This is a genomic window from uncultured Roseibium sp. (assembly GCF_947496995.1).
Taxonomy (GTDB): Bacteria; Pseudomonadota; Alphaproteobacteria; order Rhizobiales; family Stappiaceae; genus Roseibium.
Genome location: NZ_CANMFD010000001.1, coordinates 1,398,033 through 1,416,191, shown reverse-complemented (window position 1 = coordinate 1,416,191; position 18,159 = coordinate 1,398,033). Strand labels below are relative to the sequence as shown.

12 protein-coding genes are annotated in these 18,159 nt (G+C 62.0%); 5 read left to right on the top strand and 7 right to left on the bottom strand.

Features of this window, described 5'->3' with window-relative positions:
* Positions 1–52: 52 nt before the first annotated feature.
* Entirely contained in the window at positions 53–1,720 is a 1,668-nt protein-coding gene (locus Q1B40_RS06320; protein ID WP_299812559.1) for a cisplatin damage response ATP-dependent DNA ligase, read from the bottom strand.
* 213 nt (positions 1,721–1,933) lie between these two features.
* On the opposite strand from Q1B40_RS06320, the gene Q1B40_RS06315 reads away from it, so the two are divergent.
* Positions 1,934–4,003: a DEAD/DEAH box helicase gene (locus tag Q1B40_RS06315; RefSeq protein ID WP_299811533.1), complete on the top strand. Its 2,070-nt coding sequence runs from the start codon at positions 1,934–1,936 to the stop codon at positions 4,001–4,003.
* 109 nt (positions 4,004–4,112) lie between these two features.
* On the opposite strand, the gene Q1B40_RS06310 is transcribed toward Q1B40_RS06315, so the two are convergent.
* Positions 4,113–4,814, bottom strand: coding sequence for a MipA/OmpV family protein (locus tag Q1B40_RS06310; protein WP_299811531.1), 702 nt, complete (start codon positions 4,812–4,814; stop codon positions 4,113–4,115).
* Positions 4,815–5,246: 432 nt separating this feature from the next.
* On the opposite strand from Q1B40_RS06310, the gene Q1B40_RS06305 reads away from it, so the two are divergent.
* Positions 5,247–5,906, top strand: coding sequence for a TetR/AcrR family transcriptional regulator (locus Q1B40_RS06305; RefSeq protein ID WP_299812557.1), 660 nt, complete (start codon positions 5,247–5,249; stop codon positions 5,904–5,906).
* Positions 5,907–6,029: 123 nt separating this feature from the next.
* On the opposite strand, the gene Q1B40_RS06300 is transcribed toward Q1B40_RS06305, so the two are convergent.
* Together Q1B40_RS06300 and Q1B40_RS06295 are read right to left on the bottom strand one after the other, a co-directional pair.
* Positions 6,030–6,473 carry a DUF4440 domain-containing protein gene (locus tag Q1B40_RS06300; protein WP_299811529.1) on the bottom strand — a complete coding sequence of 148 codons (444 nt, stop codon included), beginning with the start codon at positions 6,471–6,473 and terminating at the stop codon, positions 6,030–6,032.
* A gap of 189 nt (positions 6,474–6,662) precedes the next feature.
* Positions 6,663–7,691: a ligase-associated DNA damage response exonuclease gene (locus Q1B40_RS06295; RefSeq protein WP_299811527.1), complete on the bottom strand. Its 1,029-nt coding sequence runs from the start codon at positions 7,689–7,691 to the stop codon at positions 6,663–6,665.
* Positions 7,692–7,855: 164 nt separating this feature from the next.
* Here Q1B40_RS06295 and Q1B40_RS06290 point away from each other — a divergent pair, with 164 nt between their 5' ends.
* Together Q1B40_RS06290 and pdeM are read left to right on the top strand one after the other, a co-directional pair.
* Entirely contained in the window at positions 7,856–10,360 is a 2,505-nt protein-coding gene (locus tag Q1B40_RS06290) for a ligase-associated DNA damage response DEXH box helicase (RefSeq protein ID WP_299811525.1), read from the top strand.
* Positions 10,357–11,094, top strand: a complete 738-nt coding sequence (pdeM, locus tag Q1B40_RS06285) for a ligase-associated DNA damage response endonuclease PdeM (protein ID WP_299811523.1) — start codon at positions 10,357–10,359, stop codon at positions 11,092–11,094. The genes Q1B40_RS06290 and pdeM overlap by 4 nt, the downstream gene beginning before the upstream one ends.
* Before the next feature lie 111 nt (positions 11,095–11,205).
* On the opposite strand, the gene Q1B40_RS06280 is transcribed toward pdeM, so the two are convergent.
* The 3 genes from Q1B40_RS06280 to Q1B40_RS06270 all read right to left on the bottom strand — a co-directional run bounded on the left by Q1B40_RS06280 (position 11,206) and on the right by Q1B40_RS06270 (position 17,037).
* Positions 11,206–11,991 carry a TIGR02186 family protein gene (locus tag Q1B40_RS06280; RefSeq protein ID WP_299811521.1) on the bottom strand — a complete coding sequence of 262 codons (786 nt, stop codon included), beginning with the start codon at positions 11,989–11,991 and terminating at the stop codon, positions 11,206–11,208.
* Positions 11,988–12,917, bottom strand: a complete 930-nt coding sequence (locus Q1B40_RS06275; protein ID WP_299811519.1) for a sulfite exporter TauE/SafE family protein — start codon at positions 12,915–12,917, stop codon at positions 11,988–11,990. Before Q1B40_RS06275 ends, Q1B40_RS06280 begins: the two co-directional genes overlap by 4 nt.
* Before the next feature lie 145 nt (positions 12,918–13,062).
* On the bottom strand, positions 13,063–17,037 hold the full coding sequence (locus Q1B40_RS06270; RefSeq protein ID WP_299811517.1) for a peptidoglycan-binding protein: 3,975 nt from the start codon (positions 17,035–17,037) through the stop codon (positions 13,063–13,065).
* 575 nt (positions 17,038–17,612) lie between these two features.
* Here Q1B40_RS06270 and Q1B40_RS06265 point away from each other — a divergent pair.
* Complete coding sequence (locus Q1B40_RS06265) at positions 17,613–18,074, top strand: MerR family DNA-binding transcriptional regulator (RefSeq protein WP_299811515.1); 462 nt, start codon at positions 17,613–17,615, stop codon at positions 18,072–18,074.
* The last annotated feature ends 85 nt before the right edge of the window (positions 18,075–18,159 follow it).

Genomic DNA, 18,159 nt, shown 5'->3' with positions numbered 1-18,159 from the left:
GCCAAAGCACGGCTGATCGCGGATTTTTCGGCAATTGCCTCGTGGTCCGCAGTCACTTTGAGCCAGCTGCGGGCAGCAGGCCTTCCAGAAACTCTATTCTGTCGGCTTCGGAAGGCGGCTTGTCCCATCTCAGTCTCGATATCCTGGGAAAGCGCATGGCCACCCCGGACTTATGTCGGCTGGAACGGTTCAACCCTTCAAAGGCAACCTCCAGCACCAGCCCCTTGTCCGGACCATGTGCGACCTCGCGCACCGGACCGAACCTGTTGACCGTATTGTTGCGCACAAAGCGGTCGATCTCGCGGAGTTCCTCGTCGGTAAACCCGAAATAGGCCTTGCCCACAGGAACGAGCTCGGGACCGCCATCGGCGTCCTTCCAGACCCCAAAGGTATAGTCGGAATAAAAGGACGAGCGTTTGCCGTGGCCGCGCTGAGCGTACATCAGCACGGCATCCACCAGATGCGGATCACGCTTCCATTTGTACCAGAGGCCCTTGGGACGCCCGGTGACATAGGCTGAGTCCCAGCGTTTCAACATCACCCCTTCCACCGCTTCCGCATTGGCGGCATCGAGATGCTCCCCGGGCTCAGCCCGCGCGGCGGCAATGGCGGTCCATTGCTCCGCCGGAACCATGGGAGACAGGTCGATCCTGGAATCACCAAGCTCTGCAAGAAATGACACCAGGCGCTGCCTGCGCTCCGCGAAAGGAAGGCCGCGAAGATCCTCGCCCTTCACAAACAGCAGGTCATAGGCCCGGATCGCAGCCGGATACTCCTTGAGGAGCTTCGGCCCCGCCGTCTTGCGGTTGAGCCGCTTCTGAAGATCGGAAAACGGCCGGACCCTGCCCTCCGACATCACCAGAAGTTCACCGTCAAGGCAGGCCTCGAATGTCAGCGCATCGACGACATCCGGAAAGGCCCGGGAAATATCCTCGCCGGTGCGGCTGTACAGTCGGCGGACGGTCTCGCCGTTGCCGGTCAGGCCGGCCGAGGCCTGGATGCGGATCCCGTCCCATTTCCATTCGACGGCAAAATCACCTGCTTCAAGCTGGTCCTGATCCTTGTCCTCGTCGAGGGGGTGGGCAAGCATCACCGGGCGGAAAGGCGCCGGGTCGTCACTGTCGGGCGCGGCTGCCTTTCCTTCGGCCCAGGCGAACAGCGTCTCGTAAGGCGGCTGCAGTCCGTGCCAGACTTCCTCCACCTGAGAGACATCAAGATCCCCGAGGCGGGCAATGGCGGTTTTCGCAAGGCGCGCGGAAACACCGACGCGCAGCCCTCCGGTCACCAGCTTCAGCAGGGCCCAGCGCCCGGTTTCATCCAGCCGGTCCAACCAGGCGGCCAGCAGGCGCGGCACATCGGTCTTGCCGGCGGTTTCCAGCTGAACGACAACATCGGACAACGCGAGTTCGCCTTCCTGCCGGTCCTCTGCCTGCTCCGCGGTGCTGCCACTCTCGGGCCACATGAGGGCGATAGTCTCGGAAAGGTCGCCGACAAAGTCGTAGGACATTGCGAAAAGCCGCGTGTCGGTGCGATCGCTGATCAGCGCCCTCAACAAGGCCGGCTTGGCATTTTTGAAACTGAGACCGCCCGTCAGCGCCGCCAGGGCATAGCCCCTGTCGGGATCGGCTGTTTCCTTGAAATAACGCACCAGAAGCGCTTCCTTGGCGAGGCGCCGCGGTTCCAGGGAAAGTCTGTCCAATAGTCGGGAAAATGCCTGCATGATGATAGAAAATGCGGGCAAGCCGTGCGATTTCAAGCCTTTCAGGCGGATTGACCGCTAATTTTCGCGATCGAAATCAATTTGTCTGCGGGATGGACGAGGCAGCCATTTGCCTGTATAAGCCGCGCCCATCCCGTGGCTGATGTAATTTAAGCCCGATCCGGTAGACTGCTGACTGGCATGCAGAAGATCCGGAGCAGTTGAAAGATTCCAATGACTGATTTGACGTCTATCGCCCCGGCCCTGTCGGCCGCGCTGGCGAAACGAGGCTATGAAACCCTCACGCCCGTGCAGGAAAGCGTTCTGAGCGGCATTCCGCCTGAAGCCGACCTGCTTGTTTCCGCCCAGACCGGTTCCGGCAAGACCGTTGCCTTCGGCCTGGCGCTTGCTCCTACCCTGCTGCGCGGCGAAGAAACACTCGGCAGGGCCGGTGCTCCCATCGCGCTGGCCATTGCGCCGACCCGCGAACTTGCCCTTCAGGTGAAGGAAGAACTGACCTGGCTGTACGCCGAAGCCGGTGCGGTGACCACATCGTGCGTCGGTGGCATGGATCCGCGGACCGAGCGCCGCGCGCTTGAACGCGGCGTCCATATCGTCGTTGGTACGCCCGGTCGCTTGCGCGACCACATCGAACGCGGTGCCCTGGATCTTTCCGAAATCCGCGCCGTGGTTCTCGACGAAGCCGACGAAATGCTCGACATGGGTTTTCGCGAAGACCTGGAGTTCATTCTCGATGCGGCTCCCCGGGAGCGGCGGACGCTGATGTTCTCGGCGACTGTACCGAAACAGATCGCCGAACTCGCAAAGCGGTTCCAGAACGATGCTGTGCGGCTGTCGACCATCAATGCGCGCGAGCAGCACGGCGATATCGATTATATTGCCCACCCTGTTTCTCCGAATGAGCGCGAAAATGCGCTGATCAACGTGCTGCGCCTGCATGATTCGGAAAAAGCGATCGTCTTCTGCTCCACACGCGAGGCAGTCAGCCGGTTGACGTCCCGTCTCGCCAACCGGGGCTTTTCCATCGTCTCGCTGTCCGGAGAATTGAGCCAGGAACAGCGCTCCAGCGCGCTGGCCGCCATCAAGGACGGCCGTGCCCGGGTGTGCGTCGCAACCGATGTGGCTGCGCGCGGCATCGACCTGCCGAACCTCGACCTCGTCATCCATGCGGATCTGCCGACCGGCAAGTCGGCACTGCTGCACCGCTCCGGCCGTACGGGCCGCGCAGGCCGCAAGGGCACCTGCGTTCTCATGGTCCCCTTCCCGCGCCGCCGCCAGGCGGAACGCGTCCTGCAATTCGCCGGGATCAAGGCGACCTGGAAGGGCGCACCGACCGCCGACGACATTCGGGCCAAGGACAAGGAACGGCTCCTGGCCGACCCTGCCCTGAGCGTGGAACTGGAGGAAGAGGACCGGGCAATCGCCCTCGAGCTGCTGGCGCTGCACAGCCCGGAACAGCTTGCCGCCGCTTTCGTCAAGCTGCGCCAGTCCCGTCTTCCGGCTCCCGAAGACGTCGCCGAACTCAACGAAACCTCCCTCAAGGGACGGGATGCCGGTTCGCGCGGCGGCCGCAGCGCCGAAATTACCGGCAAGTTCGAGGACGGCGTCTGGTTCTCGCTTTCTCTCGGTCACCGCCAGCGCGCCGAGCCGCGGTGGATCCTGCCGTTGATCTGCCGGGCAGGCCACGTCACCAAAAAGGAAGTCGGCGCGATCAAGATCTTCCAGAACCAGCTCTATTTCGAAATAGCCGGCAGCCATGGCCAACGCTTTTCCGAAGTGATCAAGCGCGACGGATCCGGCGAGGAAAATGTCACCATCACGCTTCTGGACGCACGCGGCGGCAAGATCCCGGCCCCGCCGAAGGAAGACGATGACCGGCGCGGACGCGGCGCCCCACCAAAGCGCCGCTTCAACAAGGGCGACGCTCCGGACTATGAAACCATGGGCGCGGAAGACACGTTGAAGCCGAGAGGACCGAAACGCGGTCCGAAACGGGATTTCGACGCGCCGCGCGGCAAGCCGCGCCGCCGCCCGGACGACAAGGACGTGGTGCCAAATCATCCTGCCTATGAGCCGCTCGACATGAAGACCCTGGCCCGGGAACTTGACGGCGACGACAAGCCTGCGGCCCGCAAGCCCCGTTCAGCGGATGCCAGCGCCGGCGACGGCGAACGCCGCAAGCCGCGCAGCAAGTCGGCGGGAAAACCGGCAGGCAAGAAGAAGGCGCCAAAGAAAAACAAGCCTTCCCGCTCCGAGCGCAAGGCCACCAAGGCGAAGACATGAAACAAGGCCGGCGGGAAACCCCGCCGGCCTTTTACTTTGGCCCGTACCGATGGTCGCCTAACGCTCCGGCACACTCGGACAAGCCAACTCACGTGGAAGGCATGCTGGCCTAGAAGGAGTAGGAGATCCCCACTCCGGCCATGAACTGGTCGGCCGACCCTTCCTCGGTCACGATGGGGCTGTCGGCTGCATCGCCGAGCAGCCTGGTATATTGCAGGCGGCCCAACACACCCCAGCGCTCTGTGAGATTATAGGTCGCCATCATGCCGAGACCGACGTCTTTCAGTCCGCCGGAGGCCGTATAGGCGGGGAGGCCCGAGCGCACCGCGCCGGCACCTGTCACTCCGAAATAGGCATCCATATAGCTGTCGGTGGCGAAACCGGTGGAGACATTCACCCCTATCCGGGCACGCTCTGAAACCGCGACCATGTAGGACGCTCCGATTGATCCTCTTGCACCATCGGTGCCACCACTGATATCCGCCATCAGCTTCGCCGACAATTCCAGCACATCCGACTGAGCCAGCAGGCCGTTGAACCGGAGCTTGGCGAAACCTCCGACTTCAAACGCCGCGTCCACTGCATCGAGACGATCCACCACATTGTTGGAGACATCGTCCCTGCCAGGATTGTATCCGGCCACCGGACCCAATTGGAAAACGGCATCAGGCCGCAAGTTCAACGCCACCTCGGGACCCAGGATCTGCATTTCGACGCCATAGGCCCTCAGGGTGGCAAATGCGAACGGAATGGCCGCATATTCCGCCGAGCCCTCAAAATCGGGCGCGATACCACCGCCCAGCAAAACCATTCCATGAATTCCTTTTGACCGATCGTCTTCGGGCTCGTTCAGATCCGCGGCCAAGGCGGGCCCGACTGCACTGCATATCAATGCCAACTTGACACCGGTGATCCGGACAAGGTCCCTGTGATTGCGCAAATTCATAACCTCCGATCAATCGAATGCCGCTCACCGGATGAGACGCTCCTTCAGGCCAGGAACCCCGGACGGCAGAGGGACTATGATTGAGCGCGAAATTGCCAGAAACTCGCTTTTCGCATCTGCGAATGAGGCTGTTTCGGTTATAAAAATCTTCATAACCATTTGTTTTTGTTGAAATCATCCAAACCCTCAGACACAGGTCCAAATCGCGAAACAGCCCCTGCTCGCGTTCCGGTCACAAAATGACCCAGCTTTGACCCGTATAGACGCGGATCGACAATTCAGGGGGTATGCGTGCAGATGCATCTCAATCCGGGGCAGCGGCGGCAGCCGAAGCAACTTCGTTCACGCATGATGGTGGAAACCATCGTCGAGGCTGCGGAGCAGATCTTCACGGAAACCGGCTATGAACAGGCAACCACCAACCAGATCGCCGAACGGGCGGGGATCAGCATAGGCTCCCTCTATCAGTATTTTCCGAACAAGGATTCCCTCATATTCGAGGTTCAGAAGGCCCATCACGACGAACAGGTGCGCGTCGTCAAATCGTGCATAGCCGGTTCCCGGCACCTGTCATTCCGCGATGCCATTAAAGTCGTCGTTCTCACCAGCATCGAAAACCATTCGAAGTCCCCAAAGCTGCACGCCGCGTTCGAGGAATGGATACCCGCCGGCACGAAGCTGATCGACCGGACCCGTTTCGAGGAAAACATGGTGTCGCTCCTCACCGAATTTCTGCGGGAAAGAACGTCAGTAACCGACAGCGCGCGGCTGCAGCCGGCGATATTCGTCATCATGAACATGTGCCGCTCGGTGGTTCATGCGTTTCTGCACGCCGGCCAGACCCGCTTCGGGCGCGATGATATCGTGACCCATCTGACGGACAGCATTCTGGGGTGCCTGAAGTCTTTCGAGGACCAGGGCCTGGAGACAAACCCGAATTGTGGCGGGTCTTGCTAGGAGGAATTCAATTGACCGGGGCAGTGTCGGTCTCCGGCTCGACAGGCCGCGGAAAAGGTGCACAGGCGGCGGGAACGCAAATGCCTGCCCCTCGCTTAACTCACACTGCCCGGTACAAGATGTTCAGTCGTTGATGATGCAGGCGATCACCCAGTCCGACCCGTCCTGAATGAGCTGATAGTGGCAGGTGAATTCGAAAACAGCTTCGCCGTCGGAGGTTTCCTGCACCCAGTCGAGCGTGACCAGCGCCGCGGAACCGCTGACATGGCTGGAAGCGACATGGAAATCTGACTGGGTCACCTTTTCCTTTTCCAGCGCCTTCAGCAGCGCCTCGATGTTTTCAATCAGCTCTTCTTCATCGTTGAAAACATGACCCTTCTCGTGCTGCCAGATGATTGCCGGCAGAGCGAAACAGTCGCAGATCTGGTCGATATCATAGTCGTTGAACCCGGCCTGATAATCGTCAAACAGCTGGGCAATCGCTTCTTCGGCATCGCCGTTCGCCCCTGAGCCTGCCCCGTTCTTTTGTCCGTCGCCAGTGCCTGCAAAACCACCGTCATCCGCCATGACTGTCTCCTGATAGGAACCGGGGCCCTGCCCGGTGCGCCAAAGTCAGGCCCACTCTGTCGTTGTCGGAGCATGGTGGGCTCGCGAACATGCGAATAACACGTTCCAACATGTTAAAGCACATCGCTTTGAATTCGCTTAAACGCGACATGCTTCAATATCGCTCAATTCTTTCTCTTCCCTGACAATTCACGTCAATTCGGCCCGATCCTGCACCGCATCGCTATCCTCACCGTCGTCATAGCCGATCATATTGAGAGGGCGGGCGTTCCGTCCATTCATTTCGCACCAATGCACAAGAGCTTCCTCCGCACCGTGCGTGACCCAGATCCGTTCGGCCCCGGTTTCCAGAATGGTGCGGCACAGGTCGTCCCAGTCCGCATGATCGGAAACGATCAGGGGCAGTTCAGCGCCGCGCTGACGGGCGCGGGCGCGCACCCGCATCCAGCCCGACGCCATGGCGGTCACCGGATCGCCGAAGCGCCGCGCCCAGCGGTCGCTGAGCTGACCAGGCGGACAGAGAACGATTTCCCCCTGCAGTTCCTTGCCGCGCTTGCCGACCGGCTCCACAGGTCCGAGGGCGATGCCCTGGCTCAGATAGTAGCCGGTGAGCTTTTCCAGCGCGCCGTGGAGATAGATTGTCTTGTCGTAGCCGGCCGCCCTAAGTTCGGCGATGATCCGCTGCGCTTTGCCAAGCGCGTAGGCGCCGACCAGATGAGTCTGTTCCGGGAAGAGATCCCGCGACGACAGAAGCTTGGCGATTTCCCGGTGTGCGGGCGGATGGCGAAACACCGGCAGGCCGAATGTCGCCTCCGTTACGAAGGTGTCGCAGGGGACGAGCTCAAAGGGGGCGCATGTCGGGTCGGCATGGCGTTTGTAGTCGCCGGAGACCACCGTGCGCCCGGCCGGTCCGCTCAGCAGAACCTGAGCCGAACCGAGCACATGGCCCGCCGGGTGCAGGGAAACATCCACATCGCCGACCTTGAGCCGGGTGCCATAGGCGATTTCCTGGGAGGTGCCGCAGAAATCCGCCCCGTAGCGGATCGCCATGATCTCCAGCGTCTGCCGGGTCGCCAGAACGGCCCCATGGCCCGCTCGGGCATGATCGGCATGACCGTGGGTGATGATCGCCTTTTCCACCGGCCGGACCGGATCGACATAGGCGCCGGCTTGCGGACAATAAAGGCCTTCCGGCATGAGGGTGAGCAAATCGGACATCGTTCGCTAGATAGGTCTGTTTCGCCGGTTTACCATGCCTTGTTCCCAACTGCGGTTCTGAACAAGAACGCGGGAGATGACCAGAACACACTTACGGAACACAAAGTGAACATTTCCCATCCCCTGCCCTCGCCTTTTAACAGATCCTGTCCTAAAAAGAGCTGATGGACGCAGCGCATCTTCCCGACCGTTTCCAGAGCTGGTTCGCCTCCAGGGGCTGGACCCCGAGAGCGCATCAGCTGCAGCTGATCGATCACCTTTCACAGGGTCATTCCACCCTTCTGATCGCTCCGACCGGGGCCGGCAAGACGCTGGCGGGTTTCCTGCCGAGCCTGGTGGAGCTGGAGAGACAGGGTAAGCGCAAGCCCGGCGCGGCCGGTCGCGGCATTCACACGCTTTACATTTCGCCGCTGAAGGCGCTCGCCGTCGACATCGCCCGCAACCTGGAAGCGCCGGTCACGGAAATGGACCTTCCGGTCAGGCTGGAAACCCGGACGGGCGACACGCCGTCCCACAAGCGCCAGCGGCAGAAGCTCAATCCGCCGGATATTCTTCTGACGACACCGGAGCAGATCGCGCTGCTTTTGTCCGATCCCGCATCAGAGCGGCTGTTCGCTTCGCTGAGAACCGTCATCCTGGATGAGCTGCATGCGCTGGTCACCTCCAAGCGCGGCGATCTTCTGGCCCTCGGACTGGCGCGGCTTCGACGTCTGGCGCCTGGGCTTCGGACCATCGGCCTGTCGGCGACGGTCGCGGAACCCGATGACCTGCGTGCCTATCTGGTGGACCAGCCGGACACGGACGAGCGCGCGCTTGCCCATCTGGTGCAGGTTTCAGGCGGGGCCCAGCCGGACATTACCATCCTGGATTCCGAGGAACGTCTCCCGTGGTCCGGCCATTCCTCGCGCTATGCCATCGGCGACATCTACGGCCTGATAAAAAAACACAATGTTTCGCTGCTGTTCGTGAACACCCGCAGCCAGGCGGAGATGGTGTTTCAGGAACTTTGGCGCATCAACGACGAGACGCTGCCGATCGCGCTGCATCACGGCTCTCTCGATGTCGGCCAGCGGCGCAAGGTGGAAGCGGCGATGGCTGCCGGCAGCTTGCGAGCGGTCGTCGCCACCTCCTCCCTCGACATGGGGATCGACTGGGGTGACATCGACCTGGTCATCAATATCGGCGCTCCCAAGGGGGCCAGCCGTCTGGCACAGCGGATCGGCCGCGCCAATCACCGCATGGACGAGCCCTCCAGGGCCGTCCTGGTGCCGGCCAACCGCTTTGAGGTGCTGGAATGCCAGGCGGCTCTGTCGGCCTCCAGGCGCGGCGAGCAGGATACGCCGCCGCTGCGCAACGGCGCGCTGGATGTACTCGCCCAGCACCTCCTGGGGCTCGCCTGCGCCGATCCTCTGGACGCCCTTGCCACCTATGAGGAGATCCGCTCCTCGCAAACCTATCGTTACCTCGACTGGGAGATCTTCGAGAAGGTGCTCGATTTTGTCGCCACGGGCGGCTACGCGCTCAAGACCTACGAGCAATACGCCAAGCTCAGGAAGGGCAAGGACGGACTGTGGCGCATCGCGCATCCGAAGATCGCCCAGCAGTACAGGCTGAATGTCGGCACCATCGTCGAAGCCCCCATGCTGAAGGTGCGGCTGGTGAAATCCAAGGCGGACGGGCGGCGAACTCCGGTCGGCCGCGGCGGCCGGATGCTGGGTGAGATCGAGGAATATTTCATCGAGCAGCTGGCCCCGGGCGATACGTTCCTCTTCGGCGGAGAAGTGCTGCGCTTCGAGGCCATCCGGGAAAGCGAGGCTTACGTTTCGCGGGCGAAAACCGACAATCCGATGATCCCCTCCTACATGGGCGGCAAGTTCCCCCTCTCCACCTATCTGGCGGCAAGCGTGCGGGCGATGCTGGCGGATCCGGAGAGCTGGAAGGAACTTCCGGACCAGGTGCGCGACTGGCTGGAGATCCAGAGAGAGAAGTCGGTTCTGCCCCGCAAAGACGGGCTGCTGGTGGAGACCTTTCCGCGCGCCAACAAGCATTACATGGTCTGTTATCCGTTCGAAGGCAGGCTCGCCCATCAGACACTCGGCATGCTGCTGACGAAACGGCTGGAGAGGATGGGCGCCCAGCCGATGGGCTTTGTCGCCAATGACTATGCGCTCGCCGTCTGGGGCCTTCGCGACCTCTCCTCATTGTTTTCATCCGGCAGAATTTCACTGGATGAACTGTTCGAACAGGACATTCTCGGCGACGACCTGGACGCCTGGCTGGCGGAGTCCAGTCTCATGAAGCGGACCTTCCGTAATTGCGCCGTAATTGCCGGGCTAATCGAGCGCCGTCATCCGGGGCAGGAGAAGACGGGCCGTCAGGTCACCGTATCCTCCGACCTGATCTACGATGTGTTGCGGGCCCATGAACCGGATCACATCCTGCTCAAGGCCACCTGGAACGACGCGGCTGAAGGACTTCTGGATATCTCTCGTCTGGGGGAACTTCTTGCCCGGATCAAAGGACGAATCACGCATACTGGCCTTTCGCACGTCTCTCCCCTCGCCGTGCCAATTCTCCTGGAGATAGGAAAAGAGCCTGTCTACGGAGAAGCCATGGACGCGATCCTGGAAGAGGCGGCGCAAGAGCTGGTTCTGGAGGCTTTGGAATGAGTGTACTCACGTCACATTTGCGCAACTATACGGCTGCGCCGGTGTGTCATGACATTCCGATCAACGGCCAGCTTCTCGGCCTGCATGACAGCGGCGTGCTGTGGTGGCCGGACGAAAACACCCTTGTCGTCTCCGACCTGCATCTGGAAAAGGCTTCCAGCTACGCAAGGCGCGGCGTGATGCTGCCGCCTTACGACACCGGAGCGACGCTGGAAAAGCTCGCCGGCGTGATGGACGCATTCGATCCGGCGCGGGTGATCTGTCTCGGCGACAGCTTTCACGACGCCAAGGGTTCCGACCGCCTGCCGGCTCCCTACCGCGCGATGCTGACAACCCTGCAGCTCGGCCGGGAATGGATCTGGGTCACCGGCAACCACGATCCGGTTGCGCCTGTGCGTCTTTGCGGCGAGACCGTTGACGAGGTGTCCTTCGGTCCCCTCACCTTCCGCCACGAACCGATCGAGAAGATCGGCTCTCAGGAAACGCTGGGCGAAATCTGTGGCCACCTGCATCCGGCGGCGCGCGTGCGCCGCTTCGGCCGGTCCATCCGCCGTTCATGCTTCGCAACCGACGGCACCCGCCTCGTGCTGCCCGCCTTCGGCGCGCTCACCGGTGGTCTCAACGTGACCGATGAAGCCTACAGCATGATTTTCCGCCGCCGCCAGTTCTCCGTCTTTCTGCTCGGCAACGACCGCCTGTTTCCGTTCACCGCCAGCCGTCTGGTCGGGGACTGAGCCAAGGATTGCAGCGCCGGATCAACGCATGGCGCGGCCAAAATCGGTGAACAACCTCATTGGAAAGCACACCTAGGGAAAACCGGGTCAAATTTTTGCCCGTGACAGGCCTCAGTCGCGCCTGAAGATCACACCCGCCAGCCAGCCGGTGAAAATGGCGAGGCTGACCGCCAGGATGCCGTAGACCAGCGGATAGTGCTGGGCGAGCCTGAAGGTGATCTGTTCAAAACCGATCTTGGCGACCGCCATGGTTTCCTCGGTGTGGGAGACCACTTCGCCGCCTTTGAACAGGAAGCTCTTCACCCTGTATTCGCCGACGGGAATGTTGGCCGGCAGGGGAATGTTGGTGCGGAACATCGACTCGGTCAGAAACTGGATCGAGGTTTCCTGCTCCGAATAAAGTCCTGTTTCCTCACGCAGACGGACGAAGGCCTCGCGGAAGTCGTCGCGGTCGGCGAGCGGGACGTTCGAGACGCCGGAAACCGCCAGGTTGATGTGATTGAGGCCGATGCCCAGATCATCAAGGATGTCGCGGTTGGCCAGTTCGCCGATATCGATGGTGCTGGCCACGGCGTAAAAGGACGGAACGTTCTGGAACCGCTCCGCCTCCCGGTTCACCCAGACACCGAGAAAGCGACCCTTTCGCCGCGTGGTGATGTCCTGCGGCGGGCCTTCGACGACGATGGCAAGCTCCAGGCTGCTCGGGTCGTTCGGCTGACGCTCGAAATTCTGCGCCTGACCGAAGATCACGATTTCCGTACCGGTGAAGTTCGACTGTATGGAAATCACATCCGACGACAGCGACGTGACCAGATCGCTGTTGTGCTGATCGCCCACGGCCGGAGCGACAAACAGGACGGCGGCAAGAAGGGGCCAGAGACCGGTGGAACGGATCATGCCCCCGCCCCCTTGCGAATGGCGATGGAATAAAGGTCCTCTGGGACCAGCAGCAGGTCGACGGCAAAGCGCAGTCCAACCCCCATCACCAGAAGCGCCAGCAGAAGCCGCAATTGATCGCCGCGCAGGTTCTGCCCCATGCGCGCCCCGAACTGCGCTCCGATGACCCCGCCGATCATCAGCGTCATGGCCAGGACGATATCGACGGTCTTGGTGCCCATGGCGTGAAAGATGGTCGCCGCGGCCATGGTGAACAGGATCTGGAACAGCGAGGTGCCGATCACGATGCTGGTGGGAACCCGCAGCAGGTAAATCAGCGCCGGCACCATCATGAAGCCGCCGCCGATGCCGAGAACCGTTCCCAGGAAGCCGATGATGGCGCCGAGACCCACGACGGGAATGACGCTGACATAGAGCTTGGAACGACGGAACCGCACCTTCAGCGGAAGGCCATGGATCCAGTTGTGCTGGCCGGGCCTGCGGGCCTTGGGCGCCACGCCCGATTTGCGCCGCCGGATCGCCCTGACCGATTCAAACAGCATCAGGCTGCCGATGGCTCCCAGGAAGGTGACATAGGAAAGGGAGATGACAAGATCGAGCTGGCCGACGGATTGCAGCACGTCGAACAGGATAACGCCGATCAAGGATCCGAAGACACCGCCGACCAAGAGGATCGTCGCCAGCTTCAGGTCAATGGCCTTGCGGCGCCAGTAGGTGACGACGGCGGATGCGGAGGAGGCAACGACCTGGGTGGTGACCGTTGCAACGGACACCGCAGGAGGAATTCCGGAAAAGATCAGCAGCGGCGTCAGGAGAAATCCGCCGCCGATGCCGAAAAGCCCTGACAGGAAGCCCACAGCACCACCCATGCCGAATATCACAAAGATATTCACCGGAATTTCGGCTATGGGCAGGTATAATTGCACTGGATCACGCCAACAGACTGCAGATAGAACCGCATGATGACTATATTAAATTGGTTAAAGACCCGTGCGCGCAGGCGTGTCAACCGGCCAGCGGGCCTCTTCCGTTCGGTTGGGCGATTTTAGGCTCAAATCAGCCGGATTACGATCAGATTGCCTGACTTTTGAGCTCTTCAAGCAACCTGGCATCCACCTCACCGGTTTCCGGCAGGCCAAGGCTGCGCTGGAAGGCGCTGATGGCACTGCGTGTCCGCGGTCCCATCTCGCCGTCCGGGGTGCCGGTGTCGAAGCCGAGATAGTTCAGCTTGTCCTGCGCCTCACGGATCATCGCCGTGTTGTCGACAGATTGAACGGATGCCTGGGATGCAGGAAGCGAGGCGCCGTCCGCCCAGTCAGACTGCATGGTCACCTTGTTGGCGGCCGGATCCGGTGTCTTCAGCTTGAAGTTCTCGACCGCGAGCCGGGCGTTGGCCAGCATCTCCTGGTCCATCATGTTGGCGACATCGTCACGGCGCTTGGCAGCTTCCGGATCGCCCTGATCGGCGGCGATGGCAAACCACTTGTAGCTGGCAACGAGGTTCTTATCGACGCCGATACCGCCCGCATACAGGATGCCGAGATTGAACAGGCTGTCCTTGACCCCGTAGTTCGCCGCGTTCTCGAACCATTTGCCGGCGGCCGCATAGTCGGGCTCTCCGCCGGCGCCTTCTGCAAACAGAACGGCGAGATTATGCATCGCCTTGGCATTGCCGGCTTCCGCGGCCTTCATGTACCAGGCCTTGGCTTTCGAAAGATCCTTTTCGACACCGCGGCCCTTTTCATAGAGGCTGGCCAGACGGTATTGCGCCGGTGCAAGACCCTTGTTTGCAGCTTTCTGGTACCAGACGGCGGCCTTTTCCAGATCGGCCGGAACACCGTTGCCTTCGGTATATTTCACGCCGACCAGGAATTCCGCTGCCGGATCGCCGCCGGCCGCTGCGCTGCGCAAGGCCATCGGGCCGATGCCTTCGGGGGGCAGATTTGCTATCAGTCCGGTCGCGGCCTGGCCGGCACCGGCCACCTCGGTTTCGGTTGAGCTTTTGCCTGCGGCGTCTGACCCGCTGGGGCTGAACGTCGAGGAGTTTTCGGTTTTTCCGGTTCCGAAGCTGCTGGCCACCCCGGCCGGCGGGGCGAAGGCCAGGTCGGTATCGATTTCGCGAGACCCGTCGGCGGATGCCTGCTGCACCTTCCCGGTTGCGGGAACGGGCTCCACCACAGGCGCGGCGGCGGCAGTCTGATTTTCCGGCGTCGATGCGGTGCGGGCCGCAGAAGGATCGGCGGGCGTGGCGGCGGCGCGCACCGGCTGCGTTTCAGGCCTGGATACGGCAGCGCTGTCCGATGCAGGCTGCTGAACGGCTTGCGCGGCGGCGGCTGCTTTCGCGGCGGCAGCGGCGAGATCCGTCTCGGCCTCTTCCGGCAGCGCTTCGACGGACTCTATCGCTTTTTCTGCAGTCGAGGCGAGTTGTTCGCCGTCATCGTTCCCGCCGGTCGTCACCCGGTAGACCTGCAAGGTTCCGATCAGAAGAACAACGGCGGCTGCAGCGTAAAGGATGGTCCGGCGACGGCCACCTGAGGACGGCGAAACTTCAGGTGCCGGACGGTCGCCCGGCAGAACCCTGGCGTCCTCTGTCTGGAAGTCCCGGTCCGCGATATCCTCTGCGCCGAGTTCCAGATCCTGGACCGGCTGCGGTGCCATTTCCTTGTCGGCAGCCGGCTTTTCCCGCTTCAGGACATTGCGCAGCCAACCAACCCGTTCCTTGCCGCGTTCCTCGTCGGCGCTATCCGATCCGCCGCGCGCTTTCGGCTTCTTGTCGAGCCGGGCGGCTTCCGCGGAGGCTGCCTGCGCAGCCCGGCGGGCGGCGGCAATGAAATCCGCCTTGCGGTCCCGTGTACGCGTATCGGGACGGACAGTTTCTCCGGCGGTCGAGGTGTGGCGATCGTCTTCCGGACTTCCAGCGTCTACGGGCTTGGCAAAGACCGGCATCTTATCATCGACCTTGAGCGGCGTGAAGCTTGCGGCAGGTGTTGCGCCGCCGGTCTCCGGCCGTTCCAGATTGTCGAGGCGCTCCGTCAACGACCCCAGGACGGACTTGACGCCGTCGAAGGTGTTGCGGGTGCGCTCTTCGCCGCCTTCAGCGGCATCCAGCAAACGCCGAAGGTCGCCCTGCAGGGCATTGATTTCCTCGTCATATTGCGAGTTTTGCGCAGCCGGCAGGTTCGCAACAGCTTCCGTCGCCGCTTTCCTGGCAATTTCGGCGACGTCGGCCCGGGTCTGCTGCAGTCCCTGTTCTATGCGCTCCAGAACCGGCGACAACTGCTCGACACCGAAAGCGTTGCCGGACGAGTTTTCCAGCTGTGCCGCAAGCGCAGCGACCTTTTCGCCGAGCTGTTCGAAACGGCCGTCATCGGTCAGCTCGCCGCCCTTGGTGACGACCTGGGCGAGATCCGCAATCCGCTGTTCCAGCGCGTCTGTCGAAGCGGGCGCGGCGACGCTGGCCCGCATGGAACCGATTTCCTCGCGCAGTTTGTCGAGGTCTGCCGTCGTTACCGTGTCCGTCGGCTGATCGAGCCGGGCTGTCAGGTCGCTCAGGCGGTCCTGAATCTCGGACAGAAATTCGTTGTCGGTCGCCCCGCCACCCTTGGCATTCGACTTCGCCGGGCGCGCGCGGGAGGTCTTCTTTTCGATGGCGTCGATCTTGCCGGAAATCGTTTCCAGCCGCTTTTCCAGCGCCTCGAAGGCTCCGGACTGCGTCGACGGCAGCGGGGTGGCATGCTCCATGCGCTCGAGACGTTCAACGATATCGTCGAGGCGGCGGTCCACACGGGAGAGGTGTTCATCGCCCGAAGGCTCGGCCCGGTCATCGGACATCATCCCGACGATGTCTTCCAAGCGGCCCTGCAGCCGGGCGAGCGTTTCCGGCTCCGGCATGCGGTCTTCCATCGCGGAAAGACGGGTGTCGAGGCCGCGCTGTTCGCGCGCCAGGACTTCCAGATCGTCCAGCCGTCCGGAGACGAATTTCATGCGGTCGTCGATGCCTTCGACCAGTCCCTTGATGTCGATCTGCTCGACAAAGCCCCGCACTTCGCGCAATTCCGCCCGGAGGGGTTCGATTTGCACGTGATCCTTGCGCTGCAGCAGCTCTTCGACGCGTTCGGCGATGGTGACCACACGGTCCTCAAGCACCACCATGTGCTCGGACCGCGGCAGGGCCGCGAAGGCATCCTCGATCTCGTCGAGGCGCGCCGTCACGCTGCGCAGGACCCTGGGGTCGACGGACGCGCGGGAAAGCTCGTCGAGGCGCTGCAGGATGTGGGCGTATCCGTGCTCCAGGGTCTCAAGGGCGCCTTCCACGTTGGTGCGGCCGACCATGGACTTGAGTTCGGAAACCTCCTTGCGGATTTCACGCGCCAGGTGGTCGGTCTTCTTGTCGGTCCGCAGACGCTCCACCATGTCGGCGAGACGCCGCAGTTCCGTGTTCTGCTTGTTGACCGTTTCACTGGTGCCGCGCGAAATGCCGCCCAGGGCATCGCGCAGGGAACCGATTTCCTCACGAACCTGACCGAGGACCTTTTCCTGCGGCGCCCTCAGGGCGTCAATGCGTCTGCCAAGGTCCTTGTAGACATGGAAGGAAGCGTCGTGGCGGTCGCGGGCAACCTGTTCGCGAGGCGGCGGTGCGCGGTCGTAATAGTCTTCGCCATGGGTTTCGTTCCCGGCGTCCTCATCCCCGTCATCGTAGTAGGGATCGGACGGGTCCTGGTAACGGTCTTCCCGGAGGCTGTCGAGGGCATAGCGGCCGGGCCGCGAGCGCGGCCTTGTAGGTGCGCTATAAGGCTCCTCGAAACCCCTGCCGCCTCCGAGCCCCTGAACCTGTTCATCAAGACGGTCGAGCGCGCCGAGCACGTCATCCACGCCCGGCTCATGAGCGGTCTCGCGCGCCGGGGCACGGCGGCGGGGTGCCGGAGACGATTGACGGGTCTGGCGGGCGGGCCTTGCGGAACGCTGCGGCGCGACAGAGTCCTTTTCCGACAGCAGCCGGTCGAGCTCATCGGCCACCGCATCGAGATCCTCGTCCGACTCTTCCATACGGGAGCCGCGTCCGCCCCCCAGCGCAGTTGCGGTACGGGTCAGCCTTTCAATACGGTCACGAGCACGTTCGCGGCGTGGTGACTCGTAAAAGTCGTCACCTTCATACGCATCGCGATCGCGGCTTCCTGCCTCGTGTCTCTTCCAAGCCGGCATATCTTGACCCTGGGCTTACGGCTTTTCCAACCGCTGATGGAGCATGCCGCGTCCATTTTCCGTTGATGGCGGAAAGGACGCAGCGTTTTAAGAGACTTTGTCGATTTAGGGTAAACAGGCAGTTAATCGGTGTTGCCAAATGCGAAAACCGGTTGTTTCAACTCCGATTCGACCCAGCGCGCATGTGAAGAACGCCGAATCGCCCTCCTGCCGACCGGGCGATTTCCACCGGAAGCTCGCCCCGACTGGACGTTGACGCAAACGTAAGCTACAAGGACCTCAAGAACTCGGCCCTCAGCTGGCGTCCGACCGCGGCTCCCGCGACGATGCCGGCAGCATAATCTCCGGCGCCGATTTCAAAAACCGTATCAACATCAACGATGAGCCGGACAACGGCTGTAGCACGAGCACCAACTGATATGAGCGAAGCGCTTTCCATCCTCAACGAGGAAAACCTGGTGGACGTCGTATCCGCGGCGGACGACAGCACCAAAAAGACCCATTTCACGATTGGTGATCTGGCGAGAGAATTCGATTGCACCCTCAGAACCCTGCGGTTCTACGAAGACCGCGGGCTCCTGAACCCGAAACGGGACGGCCTCAACCGCATCTACAACCGCCGCGACCGGGCACGCCTCAAACTGGTCCTGATGGGCAAGCGCGTCGGTTTCTCGCTTTCCGAGATCCGCGACATGCTCGACCTTTACGATCTGCGCGACGGACAGGTCACGCAGCTGCGGGTTGCCTTGTCGAAGTTCAGTGAGCAGATCGCCGTTCTGGAAGACCAGCGCAAGGACATCGAGCAGGCGATCGAGGAACTGTCCCGCACCGTGGAGATCGTTTCCGGAATGCTGAAGCACAAGGAAGCCGAAGAAGCCTGAGCCGGTTTCCCCGACGATCCGCCAACATCAACCGCCGGTTCATCGACCGGCGGTTTTTTTATGTGGCGTCGTGATCGTATTGTGC